The following is a 15,809-nucleotide window of genomic DNA, read 5'->3' as shown; positions in this document are numbered from 1 at the left end:
GTCAATGGTTGCTCGAAAGCGGCCGGGGCCGCGCGGTGGATGCACCGCGCGGCCCCGGGCCCGATCGTGTGGAGGGTCAGCCCTTGCGGGTCTTGATCTCCTCGGTCAGCTGCGGGACGACCTCGAACAGGTCGCCGACCACGCCGTAATCGACCAGATCGAAGATCGGCGCCTCGGCGTCCTTGTTGATCGCCACGATCGTCTTCGACGTCTGCATACCCGCCCGGTGCTGGATCGCACCCGAGATACCCGTCGCGATGTACAGCTGCGGCGACACACTCTTACCGGTCTGGCCGACCTGACTGGAGTGCGGGTACCAGCCCGCGTCCACCGCCGCACGCGACGCGCCCACCGCGGCACCGAGCGAGTCGGCCAGCGCCTCCACGACCGCGAAGTTCTCCGCACCGCCCACACCACGGCCGCCGGAGACCACGATCGCGGCCTCGGTCAGCTCCGGACGGCCCGTCGACTCACGCGGCACACGCGAGACGACCTTCGTGCCGGTGGCCTGCGCGGAGAAGGACACGCTCAGCGCCTCGACCGCACCGGCCGCCGGGGCGGCCTCGACCGGCGCCGAGTTCGGCTTCACAGTGATGACCGGAGTGCCCTTCGAGACACGGGACCTGGTGGTGAACGACGCGGCGAACACCGACTGGGTCGCCACCGGGCCCTGCTCGCCGGCCTCCAGGTCGACGGCGTCGGTGACGATGCCCGAGCCGATCCGGACCGCCAGACGCGCGGCGATCTCCTTGCCCTCCGCGGAGGACGGCACCAGCACCGCGGCCGGCGAGACGGCCTCGTACGCGGCCTGCAGCGCGTCCACCTTCGGCACGACCAGATAATCGGCGAACTCCGGGGCCTCGGCGGTCAGCACCCGGGTCGCACCGTGCTCGGCCAGCGTGCCGGCGGTGGCCTCCGCACCAGAACCGAGGGCGACCGCGACCGGCTCACCGATCCGGCGGGCCAGAGTCAGCAGCTCCAGGGTGGGCTTGCGGACGGCACCGTCCACGTGGTCGACATAGACGAGAACTTCAGCCATGGGATTGCTCTCCTGCGAATGCGAAAGGGCCGGGGACTGGACGAACTTCTGGCTCGCGAGGCTGCCTCAAATGAATTTGCGCTCCGCGAGGAAGGCAGCGAGCTGCTTGCCGCCCTCGCCCTCGTCCTTGACGATCGTGCCCGCGGTACGGGCCGGACGCTCCACGACCGCGTCGACCGCGGTCCAGGCGCCCTCCAGGCCGACCTCGTCCGCCTCGATCTCCAGGTCGGACAGATCCAGGGACTCCACCGGCTTCTTCTTCGCCGCCATGATCCCCTTGAACGACGGGTAACGGGCCTCACCCGACTGATCCGTCACGGACACCACGGCCGGCAGGGACGCCTCCAGCTGCTCCGACGCCGTATCACCGTCACGACGGCCCTTGACGACACCGTCCTCGACCGAGACCTCGGACAGCAGCGTGACCTGCGGAACACCCAGACGCTCGGCCAGCAGCGCCGGCAGCACGCCCATCGTGCCGTCCGTCGACGCCATGCCGCAGACGACCAGGTCGTAGCCGGTCTTCTCGATCGCCTTGGCCAGCACCAGCGAAGTACCCATGACATCCGTGCCGTGCAGATCGTCGTCCTCGACGTGGACAGCCTTGTCCGCACCCATCGACAGCGCCTTGCGCAGCGCGTCCTTGGCGTCCTCCGGACCGACGGTCAGCACGGTGATCTCCGCGTCGTCCGCCTCGTCGGCGATCTGCAGCGCCTGCTCGACCGCGTACTCGTCCAGCTCCGAGAGCAGACCGTCCACGTCGTCACGGTCGACGGTCAGGTCCTCGGCGAAGTGCCGGTCGCCGGTGGCGTCGGGCACGTACTTCACACAGACAACGATCCTCATCAGCTTCGACCCTTTCATGGCACTCAGTACCCCGAATTATGCACACTGAGTGCCATCGCGCGCAGCCCCATCGCGGTCGCGGTGTTATGTTCCCGGCATGACAGAGGAGACGACCAGACCTCCCATGCGCGAGGCCCTCGTCGCGGCCGCCTTCGATCTCTTCCTGAGCTCCGGCTTCGAGGCGACCACGATCGACGACATCGTCACGCGGGCCGGCGTCGGGCGACGTTCCTTCTTCCGCTACTTCCCCTCGAAGGAGGACGTGGTCTTCCCCGACCACGACCGGTGCCTCGCCGAGATGATCGCGTTCCTCGACGCGGAGAGCGACGACGAGCCCGTCGCCCGGGTGTGCGGCGCGGCGCGCCTGGTTCTGCGGATGTACACGGACAATCCGACCTTCTCCGTCCAGCGGTACCGGCTCACCAAGAGCGTCCCCGGACTCCGCAATCACGAGCTGTCCGTGGTCTGGCGCTATGAGCGGGCCATGGCGAACTACCTGCGCGGCCGGTTCGCGAACCGTGGCGACGGATCCCTGCGGGCCGACGTGATCGCGGCGGCCGTGGTCGCGGCCCACAACAACGCCCTGCGCTCATGGCTCCGCTCCGGCGGCGAGGGCGACGCGTCGGCCGATGTGAACCACGCGCTGGAGTTCGTCCGCGGCACATGGGGCGCGGAAGGCGAGGGCAGCGAGGACGAGGACACCGTCGTCGTGATCACGAAGCGCTCCACTCCGCTCTGGCGGGTGGTACGGGAGATCCAGACGGCCACGGGTCAGGACCACTAGAAGGAACTAAGTGCCCCATCCGATGGCACTCAGTGCTACATTCGAGGTCGCGCCACAGCTCTGGCAAACCTCGGCCGAGTGCAGGGAGACGGCATCGTGTTCCAGAACCCGGGAAATGTCTGCGTCGACACGCAGCAGCACAGTGAGCTCCTCTTCCAGCGTTGCCTCTGGTGTCATACCCCGCAGTTCCAGCGCCTTCTGTGTCAGGTCTGCGGATCGACGGACATGCAGTGGGAACACAGCGAGGGCGTCGGATCCGTACTGCGGATCATCAGCGGCCCCCGCCCCGCGGACACCAGGCACTGCACCGCGGTCATCGGAATGCCCGAAGGCTTCCATGTGCGCGCCACCGTCGTCTGCGAACGCCCCGGCGACATCTACGTGGGAGCGACGGCACGCCTGACCGACGAGGGCGACTCCCCCACCGGTCTGCCCGTGTTCCGGCTTCGCGCCTGACGATTTACGAGGCAGGGCGCTCCGCCATCCCCGCGGTGAGCGTGGTGCCGTCCGCCGGGTCCATCAGCAGGAAGGAACCGGTGCGCCGGAAGTCGGCGTAGGCGTCGATGGGCAGTGGCTCCGCGGTGCGGATGACCACCCGGCCGATGTCGTTGATGGCGAGCGCGCCGGGCGAAGCGTCCTGGGACAGGTCCTCCAGCGTCAGCCGGGAGGGAATGTCCTTCACGATCGCCTTGACGGTGCGGGTGGTGTGTTTGAGCAGCACCCGGTCGCCGACCTTGAGCGGACGTTCGTGCAGGTGGCAGACGGTGGCTTCGACGTCCTGGGTGGTCGTCGGGGCGGCGGCCGTGGGGGTGATCAGGTCGCCGCGGGAGATGTCGACGTCGTCGGCCAGCAGCAGGGTCACCGACTGCGGGGCCCAGGCCACGTCCATGGCCCGGCCGAGTGCGTCGATGCCGGTGATGGTGGAGGTCAGGCCCGAGGGCAGGACGCTCACCCGGTCGCCGACGCGGAGCACGCCGGAGGCGATCTGGCCGGCGTAGCCGCGGTAGTCGGGGTGTGCGGCGGTCTGCGGGCGGATGACGTACTGGACCGGGAAGCGGGCCGGGGCGTCGGAGGGGTCCGTGCCGACGGGCACGGTCTCCAGGTGTTCCAGCACGGTGGGGCCGCCGTACCAGTCCATGTGGGCGGAGGGCTCCACCACGTTGTCGCCGTTCAGCGCGGAGATCGGGATCGCAGTGACCTCCGGCAAGCCGAGTTGGGTGGCGTAGGCGGTGAACTCCTCGGCGATGCGCGCGAAGACGGGCTCGGCGTGGTCGACGAGGTCCATCTTGTTGACGGCCAGCACGATGTGCGGGACGCGCAGGAGGGCGGCGACGGCGGCGTGGCGGCGGGTCTGTTCGACGACGCCGTTGCGGGCGTCGACCAGGATGATGGTCAGTTCGGCGGTGGAGGCGCCGGTGACCATGTTGCGGGTGTACTGCACATGCCCGGGGGTGTCGGCCAGGATGAACCGGCGCCGGGGCGTGGCGAAGTAGCGGTAGGCGACATCGATGGTGATGCCCTGTTCCCGTTCGGCGCGCAGTCCGTCGGTGAGCAGTGCCAGGTCCGGGGCCTGCTGGCCCCGGTTGCGGGATGCCGTCTCCACGGCCTCCAGCTGGTCGGCCAGGACGGACTTCGAATCGTGCAGCAGCCGCCCGACCAGGGTGGACTTGCCGTCGTCGACGGAACCGGCGGTGGCGAAACGCAGCAGCGAGGTGGCGCTGGTGTCGATGGTGGTGGTGGTCATGACTAGAAGTACCCTTCGCGCTTGCGGTCTTCCATCGCGGCTTCGGACAGCTTGTCGTCGGCGCGGGTGGCGCCCCGTTCGGTGAGCCGGGAGGCGGCGATCTCGGCGATGACCTGCTCGATCGTGGCCGCGTCGGAGTCGACGGCGCCGGTGCAGGACATGTCGCCGACCGTGCGGTAGCGGATGAGCCGGGTCTCGGTGGTCTCGCCCTCCTTGGGGCCGTCCCACTCGCCGGCGGTCAGCCACATGCCGCCCCGCCGGAAGACCTCACGCTCGTGTGCGTAGTAGATCCGAGGGAGTTCGATCTTCTCGCGGGCGATGTACTGCCACACGTCCAGCTCGGTCCAGTTCGACAGCGGGAAGACCCGGACGTGCTCGCCGGGGGCGTGCCGGCCGTTGTAGAGCTGCCACAGCTCGGGGCGCTGGCGGCGCGGGTCCCACTGGGAGAACTCGTCGCGCAGCGAGAACACCCGCTCCTTGGCGCGGGCCTTCTCCTCGTCGCGGCGGCCCCCGCCGAAGACCGCGTCGAACCGCTCGGCGGCGATCTTCTCGGTCAGCGGCACGGTCTGCAGCGGGTTGCGGGTGCCGTCGGGGCGTTCACGCAGCCGGCCGTTGTCGATGTACTCCTGCACCGAGGCGACATGCAGCCGCAGCCCGTGCGCCGCGACCGTTCGGTCGCGGTAGTCGATGACCTCGGGGAAGTTGTGCCCGGTGTCCACGTGCAGCAGCGAGAACGGTACCGGCGCCGGGGCGAACGCCTTCAGCGCCAGGTGCAGCATGACGATGGAGTCCTTGCCGCCGGAGAACAGGATCACCGGCCGCTCGAACTCACCCGCCACCTCACGGAAGATGTGCACCGCCTCGGATTCCAGAACGTCCAGATGCGACAGCTGGGGGTACCCCCGGCCGGAGGCTGGGGGAGCGTTGTCGGTGGTCTCGGTGACAGGGGCGGTCGTCATCAGGCCAGTCCCTTCTCGGTGAGCAGCGCGTGCAGCGCGGCCGCGGACTCCTGGACGGTCTGCCGGTGCGACTCGATCCGGAGGTCGGGTGTCTCGGGGGCCTCGTAGGGGTCGTCGACGCCGGTCAGCCCGCTGATCTCGCCTGAGGCCTGCTTGGCGTACAGGCCCTTCACATCACGCACCGAGCACACCTCCACCGGTGTCGCGACGTGCACCTCGACATACGTGGTGCCCGCGGCGTCATGGCGCTTGCGCACGGCCTCGCGGCTGTCCGCGTACGGCGCGATCACCGGCACCAGCGCCTTCACGCCGTTGCTCGCCAGCAGCTCGGCGACGAAGCCGATCCGCTGCACATTGGTGTGCCGGTCCTCACGGCTGAAACCCAGGCCCGCGGAGAGGAACTCGCGGACCTCGTCACCGTCGAGCACCTCCACCCGGTGCCCCTCCTCACGCAGCCGGCCCGCCAGCTCGTACGCGATCGTGGTCTTGCCCGCGCTCGGCAGACCGGTCAGCCAGACCGTGGCGCCATCGCTCATGCCGGTACGACGTGGAAGAAGTGGGTGGGCAGCTGCACGGCGACGCCTTCGTAGACCTCCGCGCAGACCGCTGTGCCGGGCTGGTCGAAGGTCCCCTCCGGCGGCTCGGCGACCTTGATCACCGAATGGCCCGCCTCGAGCAGCCGGGCGGCCATGGCGAAGTCGCCGACCAGTGCGTGCCCCGGGGCCACGTGACGGTTGCGGCAGATCATCACCTTCTCCCGGGCGAGGTCCTGGAGCACACTGCCCGCGCCGACCAACTCACCGTAGTAGTCCGCCGGATTCACGATCATGGCGTGACCGGTGCCGCCGGTCTGCTCGATCTCCTCGAAGGCGGCGAGTACGCCCGCCGTGTACGAGCCCTTGAAGGGCAGAGGCGCCACATCGGGGTGGCTCAGCAGTTCACGGGTGAGCGCCAGGTTCTCCGCGGTGCCGAGACGGACCATCAGGCGTCGGTCGATGAAGGAGGCCAGGCCTTCCGGTTCCTTGGCGAGGTCTTCAGGTACCTGCACCCAGCCCGTGATCGGCCGCACGCCGTATTCGGCCACCGAGAACCGGAATGCGGCCTCGCGCAGCCTGCCGTCCCGCCCCGCCGCGTCCGCGCCCGGCCTGGTCTCGAACCAGGACCGGACCGTGCCGGAGTCGGCGCGCTGCTTGCGGAAGAGGTTGCGTACGGTGAGGCGCGGCCGGTCGTTCGTGGGCTGGAAGGCGTCGCTGAGGGTGAAGTCGAAGTCGACCTGGGCGTGTTCGGGGTCGGCGACGAAGGCGTGGGCGAACCGCTTGCCGGGAGTCTCGGTCATGGTGGGGGCACTCCTGTGGTGGCTGGATCAGCGAATCAGAGGGCGTGCTCGATGAGCCGTTCGTAGTACGGAAGGTGGTGCTCGTAGTAGCCGCGCAGGCGCCCGTCGTTCTCGACGGTGACCGCGTACTCCTTCTCGGGCAGTCGGAAGCCCGCGCTGGCGATGGCGTCGACGTGCCAGCGCCGGTTCTGCTGCCATTCGACGCGCTCGCCCGGCTGCCAGCTCAGGGCTTCCGGCAGATGGGGCAGGCCGACGGCGGCGCAGTACGCCTCGACCACGGGGGCCGGGTCCTTGAGCAGGCGCTCGGCGCTGATGACCACGGGGCGTGTGCCGGTGGTCTTCCAGGCCAGCTCGAAGAGGGCGTGCTGGTGCTCGTAGCCGACCTCGTGGCAGGCCAGTTCGGGCTTGACCGCGTGGTGCGAGGCGATCGTCCGGGCCGGCTCACGGACGATGAAGGTATGCCGGAATCCGGCGATGGCCTCGGGGTGGTCGAACAGATACTGGTGGTGGTATTCGAGCGTGTCCTTGAAGAACACCGGGCGCCGGGCGCCGAGTTCCGTCAGACGGTCCAGCAGATCGCCGGTCGTAAGCACGGTCGTCGTTCCGCCGTCGGTGCCGGGGAGTTCCATCCGGCCGTGGTCCGTGAGCAGGACCAGGGGCTCGTGCACGACGGTGACGTCCCCACGCTCGATCATCATGCGCAGGAACGCGGTGGAGACCGCTCGGGGGTGTGCCCACATCGCGATGACGCTCACATCGACCACTCCGTCGGCTGCCGGTCCCAACGGTGGCCGCGCAGCTCGTCCAGGAGCTCGGGGGCGAGCGGCGGCTTCCCGGATACGCCCAGGTTGGCGCGGACGTGAGCGGGCTTGCGCATGCCGGGGATGACGGTGCTCACGGCGGGGTGATGCAGGATGAACCGGAGGGCGAGCTCGGGCAGTTCCATGCCGTCGGGCAGCGCCTTCTTCAGCCGCTCGGCCCGGTCGACCGTGGGGCCCAGGTTCTCGGGGCCGAAGTAGACGGAACGCCAGTCCTCCTCGGGGAAGACCGTGTCGCGGGTGAGCGTCCCGGTGAGTCCGCCCTCGTCGAAGGGGACACGGGCGATGATCCCGATACCGTCGCGCTGGGCCCGTTCGAAGAGCTCGTCCTCGGGGGCCTGGTCGAAGATGTTGTAGATGACCTGGACGACGTCGACGAGTCCGGTGTCGAGGGCGCGCAGGCAGTTGGCCGGCTCCCAGCGGTTCACGCTGAGGCCGAAGCCCTCGATCACGCCCTCGGCCTTGAGGTCGGCGATGACCTGCTGCCAGCGCTCGTCGCCGCTCCAGCGGTCCTCCCAGACATGGAACTGCAGCAGGTCGATCCGGTCCGTGCCGAGGTTCTCCAGGCTGCGGTGGACGTACTCGCGGATGTGGTGGGCCGGGAAGACGTCGTCGAGGGTGTCGTCCGGGCGTGGGGGCCATTCCCGGTTGAGCGGCGGGACCTTGGTGGCGGTGTACAGACGCCGGCCGCTGTGTCTGCGCAGCAGCGCGCCCAGCATCTGCTCGCTGACGCCGCGGCCGTAGACCCAGGCAGTGTCGAAGAAGGTGCAGCCCTGGTCGACGGCGAGGTCCAGGCAGTCCGGCGCCACGTCGTAGTCCCAGCCGGTGAACCCTCCGGGGCCGCCGCCGATGCCCCACATTCCGTAGCCGATCTCGCTGACCTGCCAGCCGAGGCGGCCCATCGTTCGGTAGTGCACGAGTTTCCTCTCGTTCCCTGCGCTCAGGCGGTGAGTGTGCTGCGGTACGCGGCGATCGCTGCTGCCAGCGGCCGCTCGGTCAGGCCGTGCCGAGCTTCGAGCGCGGCACAGGAATCACGGGTGAACAGGGCGGAGTTGTCGGCGAGAAGCCGGCCGAACTCCGGCAGGCCGTCGGCGCCGGTGACGGGCAGCGTCGTGAGCAGCGCGTGCAGCACGGCCGCGGCGGAGCCCTGTTCGCGCTCCGCCTCCGCACTCAGCGCGGCCATGAACTCGGCCGGCGGAACCGGGCGGGAAGTGCCCGCCGGGCCTGTGTCGGCAGGGTCGGACGCGGTGAAGTCGACGCTGCCCGGCCGGAATATGTGGTGGACCGCCGCGGGGGCCGGCTCCAGCAGTCCGCAGACCAGTCGTTCCGCGGTGAAGTCGACGGGCGTGTAGTCGGAGTACATGGGCACGGAGGGCCGCAGCTCCAGCCGGTGGAAGGCCGACAGCAGCAGATGGGTCAGCGCCTTCCGGTTGGGTACGCCGTTGTCGGCGGCCGGCATCACCTCGCCCAGCCGGTAGAGCGTGACGGGGGCGCCGAGCCGCCGGGCTTCCAGCAGCATCCGTTCGGCCACCCATTTGGACCTGCTGTAGCCGCTCGTGGGGGCCGGCGCGTCCGACGGGTCGAAGTCCTCGTCCAGGGGCCGGTCCGACCGGACGGCGTGGTGATCGAGTACGCCCAGGGTGGAGACGTGGTGGAGCGGTTTCGGCCGTCCGGTCAGCGCGAAGCGGAGCACCTCCGCCGTGCCGTGCACATTGGCCGGGCGGTGTGCGCGGTAGTCGAGCAGGAAGTTGACCATCGCCGCGATGTTCAGGACGGCGTCGCAGTCCGCCGCGAGGCTGTCCCAGGTTTCCGGCGCCCAGCCGAACAAGGGTTCGCCGAGGTCGCCCCGGTGCACCTCGAGGCGTCCGGCGAGAGACTCGTCCCACAGCCCCTGGGACCGCAGGGTGTGGACGACCCGGTCCCGGGCGTGTGCGTCGTCGCGTCCCCGCACCAGGCAGATCACTCGTGCCTCGGTCGAGGTGAGGAGGCGGTGCACGGTCCGTGCGCCGACGAAGCCGGCCCCGCCGGTGACCAGGACGGTGCCCGGCGGGGCCGTGACGGTCCGGCCGACTGCCGCCTTGGCAAGCTCCGTCAGCTCGACGTCGAGTGCAGCATCGCGTTCCATCAGCGCCCCGGTGTCGGTGTCCTGGCCGGCCTGCGGGGCGCTTCCGGACAGGGCCGCGGCCAGCGCGGCGGGGGTTCGGTGCCGGTACAGGTCGGAGATGCCGAGCTGCACACCGAGCTCGTCCCGGATGCGGATGGCGGCGCCGAGCGCGGACAGCGAGTCGCCGCCTTGGGCGAGGAAGTCGTCGCGGGCATCGAAGTGCGGCAGGCCGAGCACATCGCAGAGCACCTTCGCGATGCGCTCCTCGAGCGCGTCGCCGTAGTGCGTCGCGGGTCTGGTCTCGGATTCGAGCTTCTCCTCGACCAGGCCGCGCAGCGCGCCGAGGTCGACCTTGCCGTTGTCGGTGAGCGGCAGGGACTGCAGTACGAAGCAGTGCTGCGGCACCTGGACGCGTGGCAGCCGGGCGGCCAGATGAGCCCGGAGCACGGCCGGAGTCGTGTTCTCCTCCGCCGCCGCGGCGACCACCAGCCGGTTGCGTCCCGCGCGGCGCACGGTGAGTGCCTTGGCCTGGACGACACCGGGGCAGCCCTCGGCGGTGGTCTCGATCTCGGCGAGTTCGATGCGGACGCCGTCCACCTTGGTCTGCCGGTCGCGGCGGCCGGTGAAGCGCAGGAGGCCTTCTTCGTCGTACCAGCCGAGGTCGCCGGTGCGATACAGACGCTCGCCCGGAACGGCGGGGAAGGGGTTGGGGACGAAGACCTCCGCCGTACGGTCCGGATCGCCCAGATATCCGGCGCCGATGCAGGCACCGCCGATCAGGATCTCCCCGGTGCTGCCCGGCGGGAGCGGGCGCAGTTCCTCGTCGGTGACGACGGCATAGCAGTTGTCGATCGGCCGGCCGAGCGGGATGCGGTCGCCCTCGGTGCCGTCGATGCGGTGGAAGACCATGCCGATCGAGGCTTCGGAGGGACCGTATCCGTTGGATATCTCCAGACCGCGGACCAGGGCCCTCAGCCGGTGCGCGGCATGGGGGATGATCTCTTCTCCGCCCACCACCAGATGCCGCAGTGAGGCGACCTTGGCCACGGATTCCGGGACGGCCTCGAGCAGGGTGACGAGCATGCCGAGGATCGCCGGGACGAAGTCGGTGACCGTCACCCGGTAGCGGTCGATGGTCTCGACCGTCCGCTCCAGGTCGAGGAACTCACCCGGCTCGGGAATGACCGTGCGGCCGCCGGTGGTCAGCGGCCACAGCAGTTGCCAGATGGCCGAGTCGAAGGTGTGCCGGCTGTTCTGCAGCACCACCTCTTCGCCGTTGGCCCGGAAGTGCCGGGACATGAAGCGGAAGCGGTTGGTCAGCCCGCCGTGCAGATTGACGGCGCACTTGGGGGTGCCGGTGGTGCCCGAGGTGAAGACGCCGTAGACCGGCTGGTCGGGGCCCGGCAGGAGGCCGGGGCGGTGCGGGCTCGGCGTGATGTCGCGCGCCGACACGACACGCACCGGCAGTTCGGTGCGTACGGCGCAGCCCGAGGTCAGCACCAGCTTGGGGGCCAGCACCTCCAGGACCGCGCGCAGCCGCTCCTCGGGCCAGGCCGGGTCGCAGAGGGTGAACACCGCGCCGATCTTCATCAGCGCCACCATGCACAGCGGCAGTTCCTCGCTGTTGCCGATCACGACCGGCACCATGTCGCCGGTGCCCAGTCCGGTCGCCGTCAGCTCCGCGGCGAGCCCGTTGGCCAGAGCGTCGAACTCCGCGTAGGTCAGGGTCGTCTCCCTCGACGACCGGTGGATGACGGCCGGGCGGTCGGGGGTTCGGTCGGTCTGGTCCTCGATGAGGGCGGCCACTGGCCGGTACGGGCCGTGATCGACGGCGCTGCCGGCCAACTGCCAGATCGCTTCCGACATATCCTCCGGACTCTCTGCTGGTGAGGGGTGGGGATCACTAGAGAGGCTGTCCGCGGTCCCGGGCAGGGGTGACGCCCGGGACGGCGGAGGTGAGCTCGGGTGGCGGTGCTTCCCCCGCGGCGAGCGCCGCGAGCAGCGCGCCTGCCGCGGGGGCGGTCTGGATGCCGTATCCGCCGAGGCCGGCGTGCCAGCAGAAGCCGGACTCGACCGGGTCCGGGCCGATGACGGGCGTGTCGTCGGCGGGCGCGGTGCGCAGTCCCGCCCAGGCGTGGCTGATGTGCCGGATGCGCAGGGTGGTCACCGCTTCCAGGCGCTCGACGGCCAGGGCGATGTCGAGAGCGTCGGGCCGTACGTCCCCCGGCGGGGCGGGTTCGGCGTCCAACGGGGAGAGCAGGAGACCGCCCGCCTCCGGCTTGGCGTAGAAGGTGCCCGCCACGTCGCAGATCATCGGCCAGGTGGTGGCGTCGATTCCGGGCGGCAGTTTGGCGAGCGCCGCGGTACGGCGGCGCGGCACCAGTCCGGCCGGGTGGACGCCGGCCAGCCGGGCGATCTCGTCCGCCCAGGCGCCGGCGGCGTTCACCACGACGCGTGCGCTGAACTCCCCCGCCGTGGTGTCCGCGTACCAGCGGCCGTGCCGCCGCTCCAGTCCGAGGACCCTGGCGTCGGTGACCACAGTGCCGCCGGCGGACCGCAGCCCGCGCAGGAAGCCCTGGTGGGCCGCGTCCACATCGATGTCGCAGGCACCGGGTCTGTGCAGGACACGGCCGAAGGTGCCGGGCCACAGCACCGGGCACAGGCGCAGTGCTTGCGCCCGGTCCAGTTCGGCGACGGGCTGGGGGGCGTGCGCTCCCGATTCCTTCGCGGCCTCGAACAGCTCGGCCGTGCCGGGGGTCTCCAGTGCGAGCACCCCGCGCGGGGTGAGCAGCGGGGCGACCGCGAAACCGGGTGGCGGTGTCTCGTAGAAGGCGCGTGAGGCGCGTGTCAAGGATCGGACACAGTCGTTTCCGTAGTACTCCGAGAACAATGCCGCGGACCGGCCGGTCGAGTGCACGCCAGGAGTCCGCTCGGCCTCCAGCAAGGTCACCCTGCCGCGCGGGCCGAGGAAGTAACCGGCGGCGGCGCCGGCGATGCCGCCCCCGATGACGAGGAAGTCGTTCATATGACTGTCCGCTCCTTCCCGGGCACGGTGACGAGCGCCACCAGCAGAGCGAGCGCGGTGATCGCGGCCGCCACCACGAATCCCTGGGAGGCGCCTTCGGACAGCGCCTCCCAGGCGGGGGTGCCGGGCGCCGCCGAGGCGACCACCGACCAGACGACCGTGCCGAGCACGGCGAGCCCCGTGGCGCCGCCTATCTGGCGGGCCATGCTGAACAAGCCGGAGGCGGCACCGGAGTCCTCGTCGGCGACCCGCGCGAGGGCCGAGAGCGTCAACGGCACGCCGGTGACGCCGAGTCCGGCATACGTGAGCACGGTCGGCACGAGCATTCCGGTCGCGTAGCCGGCCGAGTCCCCGATCCGGGAGAGCCACAGCATCCCGGCCGCCGCGGTCAGCAGACCGCCGCAGACCAGCGTCCGGGCGCCGAGCCGGGCGAAGAGCCAGGAGCTGGTCTTCGCTCCCAGGACCAGCAGGCAGGTCAGCGGAATGTAGACGAGAGCGGTGTGCAGCGCGCTGTAGTCCCAGACCTGCTGCAGGAAGAGAGTGAGGAAGAAGAAGATGCCGAACATGGCGGTGCCGGTGAGCGCCAGCACGGCGTAGACACCGAGGCGGGTCCGGTCGGCGAACAGCCTCAGCGGCACCAGGGGTTGCGGGTGGCGCCGTTCGAGCACCACGAACGCCGGCGCCAGAACGGCGGCGGCACCGAGTGCGGCGAGCACGCGCCAGGACGACCAGTTGCCGCCGCCCTGTGCGCCGTCGATCAGTCCGTACACCAGCAGCAGCGCGGCCAGTGTGCCGGTGAGCGCCCCGGCCGCGTCGAACGCCCCGCGCTGCCGGGGCGTTTCGGGCATCACGCGCCGGGTGGCGGCGATGACCACCAGTCCGATCGGGACGTTGACGAAGAACACCCAGCGCCAGGACAGATAGGCGGCGATCAGTCCGCCCGCCAGGATGCCCACACCGCCGCCGGCGGTGGCCGTCGCCGTGTACCAGCCGACCGCCCGGTTGCGCTCCGGGCCTTCGGGGAAGGTCACGGCAATGAGCGACAGCGCGGCCGGCGAGGCCGCGGCGGCGCCCACTCCCTGCAGGATGCGACAGACAGTGAGCAGCCAGGGCTCCGCGGCGAACCCGCCCAGCAGCGAGGCAGCGGTGAACAGCGCCACTCCGGCGGTGAACACCCGTCGCCTGCCGAGGATGTCGCCGGCGCGGCCGCCCAGCATCAGCAGGCCGCCGAAGGCGATCGAGTACGAGGCGACGACCCACTCGAGGTGCGAGCCGCTCAGCCGCAGCGAGCGCTGGATGCTGGGCAGCGCGACATTGACGATGGTGGCGTCGAGCAGAAACATCAGCTGGGCCGCGGAGATGACCGCGAGCGCGACGGATCGCCGCTGCCTGTCTTCCTCACGCTCCGAGGCGCCGACAGCGGACTGCGGGGACGCCGTCACCGGCGTGCGGCGTATTCGATCTCGAGACGCTCGCGCAGCGGATGCCGCAGCACCTTGCCCAGGGAGTTCTTGGGAAGCTCCCATACGAACTGGACCCGGTCGGGCCACAGCACCTGGGCCATCCGCTCCTCGGCCAGATGGGCGTGCAGCGCCTCGAGGGTGATCGGCTCCCCTTCCGGCACCACCACGGCGCAGACCAGTTCCGCGCCGACGACGGCAGGGTCGGGGTAGCCGACGAGTGCCACGTCCTTGATGCCGGGGTGCCGGGTCAGCACGGATTCCACCTCGAGTGTGGAGATCTTCTGACCGCTGGACCGGTTGATCTGGTCGGCCCGCCGGCCGGTGATCCGGATGCCGCCACGGCCGTCCTCCCGGGCGAGGTCGCCGGTGTCGAACCAGCCGTCCTCGTCCAGGCAGGCCAGGTAGACGTCGCGCTGGCCGAGGTAGCCGAGGCACTGTGAGGCCCCGCGGACCAGCAGCCGTCCCACCTCGCCCGGCTCGGCGTCGACGCGGATCTCCATGGAGGGTTCCGAGCGGCCGTCACTGTTGCCGGCCCAGCCTTCCGGGTCGTCCGGCCTGGTGACGGTGACCGCGCCGTTCTCGGTCATGCCCCACAGGGCCCGGACCGGGATGTCGAAGACCTCCCGCATCTGCGCGATGAGCTGCGGCTGGATCGGCGCGGAACCGGACACGATCTGCACCACGCTGGAGGTGTCGCGCGGCTCCTTCGCCTGTACGGCGAGCATGTCCACGAGATAGACGGGCGAGGCGTACGCCCAGGTGATGCGATGCTTCGCGATGGCGTCGAGGAACAGCTCCATGTCCCGGTTCGCCTCCTGCAGGACACAGGTGGCCCCCAGCAGCAGCGGCATGTAGCAGGCGTAGGTCAGACCCGCCATGTGCGTCGTGTAGTTCGGGATGGAGATGACGTCGTCGCCGGTGACCCCGTGCGGCACGCTGACCGCGAGCACCGCCGCGTGCAGGGTGTTCTGGGTGTGCACGACACCCTTCATCCGGCCGGTGGTGCCGGAGGTGTAGAGCAGCAGCGACGGGTCGTCCGGGCCGAGCCGGTCCGCCGGGTCGACCTGCCGGCGCTCCTCCCAGGGCGTACGTACGAAGAACTCGTCGAAGTCGACCGCGCCGGTGGCCGCGGCATCACCGATCACCACACGGTGGGCGAGGGAGTCCGGTACCGCTTCGGCCAGGCGGGCGCCGTAGTCGGCGTCGTTGAAGCGGTCGACGGTCACGCAGACCTTCGCCTTGCTCTCCTGCAGCACGAAGGCCAGTTCACGGACGTCGAGCGCGGGTATGACGGGCGAGGCGACCGCGCCGAGGCGGTGACAGGCGAGGTAGAGCGGGGTGAGCACCCAGCGGTTCGGCAGGTAGAGAGCCACCACGTCTCCCCGGGTGACACCGAGTTCGGCGAGTGCGGCGGCGAATCGCTCGACGTACCGGTGAAGTTCGGAGTAGGAGACGGTACGGGCCAATTCCCGCCCCTCGTAGGCGATGAGCGCCGGATGACCGCCCTTGGCGCGGGCGGCTTCAGCGAGATCGTCGAGGAATGTCGATTCCCGCCACCAGCCTTCTGCCCGATAGTGATCGGCCTGTGCGGGCTCCGGCCGGACGAGCGTCTCCCACTTCCCCACGACAACACCCTTCGCACTCGAGAGCGAATCCGGCTGCCGAGCCTAGATGATGAAGGAGTGGCCACG

At 70.3% G+C, this 15,809-nt stretch carries 14 protein-coding genes; 2 read left to right on the top strand and 12 right to left on the bottom strand.

All coding sequences use genetic code 11. From position 1 onward, the window contains the following. Positions 1–76: 76 nt before the first annotated feature. Both ABD858_RS29965 and ABD858_RS29960 read right to left on the bottom strand, forming a co-directional pair. On the bottom strand, positions 77–1,039 hold the full coding sequence (locus ABD858_RS29965; protein ID WP_345034335.1) for an electron transfer flavoprotein subunit alpha/FixB family protein: 963 nt from the start codon (positions 1,037–1,039) through the stop codon (positions 77–79). A gap of 66 nt (positions 1,040–1,105) precedes the next feature. After that, the gene (locus ABD858_RS29960; RefSeq protein WP_345043366.1) at positions 1,106–1,885 is read right to left on the bottom strand and encodes an electron transfer flavoprotein subunit beta/FixA family protein; all 780 of its coding nucleotides are present in this window, start codon (positions 1,883–1,885) and stop codon (positions 1,106–1,108) included. Between the two features lie 97 nt (positions 1,886–1,982). On the opposite strand from ABD858_RS29960, the gene ABD858_RS29955 reads away from it, so the two are divergent. Together ABD858_RS29955 and ABD858_RS29950 are read left to right on the top strand one after the other, a co-directional pair. Continuing rightward, entirely contained in the window at positions 1,983–2,669 is a 687-nt protein-coding gene (locus ABD858_RS29955) for a TetR family transcriptional regulator (protein ID WP_425586272.1), read from the top strand. A 96-nt stretch (positions 2,670–2,765) separates the two neighbouring features. Continuing rightward, positions 2,766–3,125, top strand: a complete 360-nt coding sequence (locus ABD858_RS29950) for a Zn-ribbon domain-containing OB-fold protein (RefSeq protein WP_345043363.1) — start codon at positions 2,766–2,768, stop codon at positions 3,123–3,125. A 4-nt stretch (positions 3,126–3,129) separates the two neighbouring features. Here the strand turns inward: ABD858_RS29950 and ABD858_RS29945 are convergent, their stop codons facing one another. From ABD858_RS29945 to ABD858_RS29900, 10 genes are read right to left on the bottom strand one after another with little or no spacing between them, the layout of a single operon-like run. Next, on the bottom strand, positions 3,130–4,413 hold the full coding sequence (locus tag ABD858_RS29945) for a sulfate adenylyltransferase subunit 1 (RefSeq protein WP_345043361.1): 1,284 nt from the start codon (positions 4,411–4,413) through the stop codon (positions 3,130–3,132). 2 nt (positions 4,414–4,415) lie between these two features. Continuing rightward, entirely contained in the window at positions 4,416–5,372 is a 957-nt protein-coding gene (cysD, locus tag ABD858_RS29940) for a sulfate adenylyltransferase subunit CysD (protein WP_425586271.1), read from the bottom strand. Continuing rightward, a complete protein-coding gene (gene cysC / locus ABD858_RS29935; RefSeq protein WP_345043359.1) occupies positions 5,372–5,908 on the bottom strand; it encodes an adenylyl-sulfate kinase in 537 nt (178 codons plus the stop codon). The genes cysD and cysC overlap by 1 nt, the downstream gene beginning before the upstream one ends. Then, a complete protein-coding gene (locus ABD858_RS29930; RefSeq protein WP_345043356.1) occupies positions 5,905–6,708 on the bottom strand; it encodes a family 3 encapsulin nanocompartment shell protein in 804 nt (267 codons plus the stop codon). Before ABD858_RS29930 ends, cysC begins: the two co-directional genes overlap by 4 nt. Before the next feature lie 35 nt (positions 6,709–6,743). After that, complete coding sequence (locus tag ABD858_RS29925) at positions 6,744–7,463, bottom strand: sulfotransferase-like domain-containing protein (protein ID WP_345043354.1); 720 nt, start codon at positions 7,461–7,463, stop codon at positions 6,744–6,746. Continuing rightward, entirely contained in the window at positions 7,460–8,443 is a 984-nt protein-coding gene (locus ABD858_RS29920; RefSeq protein ID WP_345043352.1) for an aldo/keto reductase, read from the bottom strand. The genes ABD858_RS29925 and ABD858_RS29920 overlap by 4 nt, the downstream gene beginning before the upstream one ends. 23 nt (positions 8,444–8,466) lie before the next feature. After that, on the bottom strand, positions 8,467–11,496 hold the full coding sequence (locus ABD858_RS29915) for a non-ribosomal peptide synthetase (protein ID WP_345043350.1): 3,030 nt from the start codon (positions 11,494–11,496) through the stop codon (positions 8,467–8,469). A gap of 37 nt (positions 11,497–11,533) precedes the next feature. Then, positions 11,534–12,655, bottom strand: a complete 1,122-nt coding sequence (locus ABD858_RS29910; protein ID WP_345043347.1) for an NAD(P)/FAD-dependent oxidoreductase — start codon at positions 12,653–12,655, stop codon at positions 11,534–11,536. Next, a complete protein-coding gene (locus ABD858_RS29905; protein WP_345043345.1) occupies positions 12,652–14,097 on the bottom strand; it encodes an MFS transporter in 1,446 nt (481 codons plus the stop codon). Before ABD858_RS29905 ends, ABD858_RS29910 begins: the two co-directional genes overlap by 4 nt. Next, on the bottom strand, positions 14,094–15,743 hold the full coding sequence (locus tag ABD858_RS29900; protein WP_345043342.1) for an AMP-binding protein: 1,650 nt from the start codon (positions 15,741–15,743) through the stop codon (positions 14,094–14,096). The genes ABD858_RS29905 and ABD858_RS29900 overlap by 4 nt, the downstream gene beginning before the upstream one ends. Positions 15,744–15,809 lie beyond the last annotated feature (66 nt).

The organism is Streptomyces sannanensis (genome assembly GCF_039536205.1).
In the GTDB taxonomy this organism is placed as follows: Bacteria; Actinomycetota; Actinomycetes; order Streptomycetales; family Streptomycetaceae; genus Streptomyces; species Streptomyces sannanensis.
This window is presented reverse-complemented; position numbering and strand designations above follow the sequence as displayed.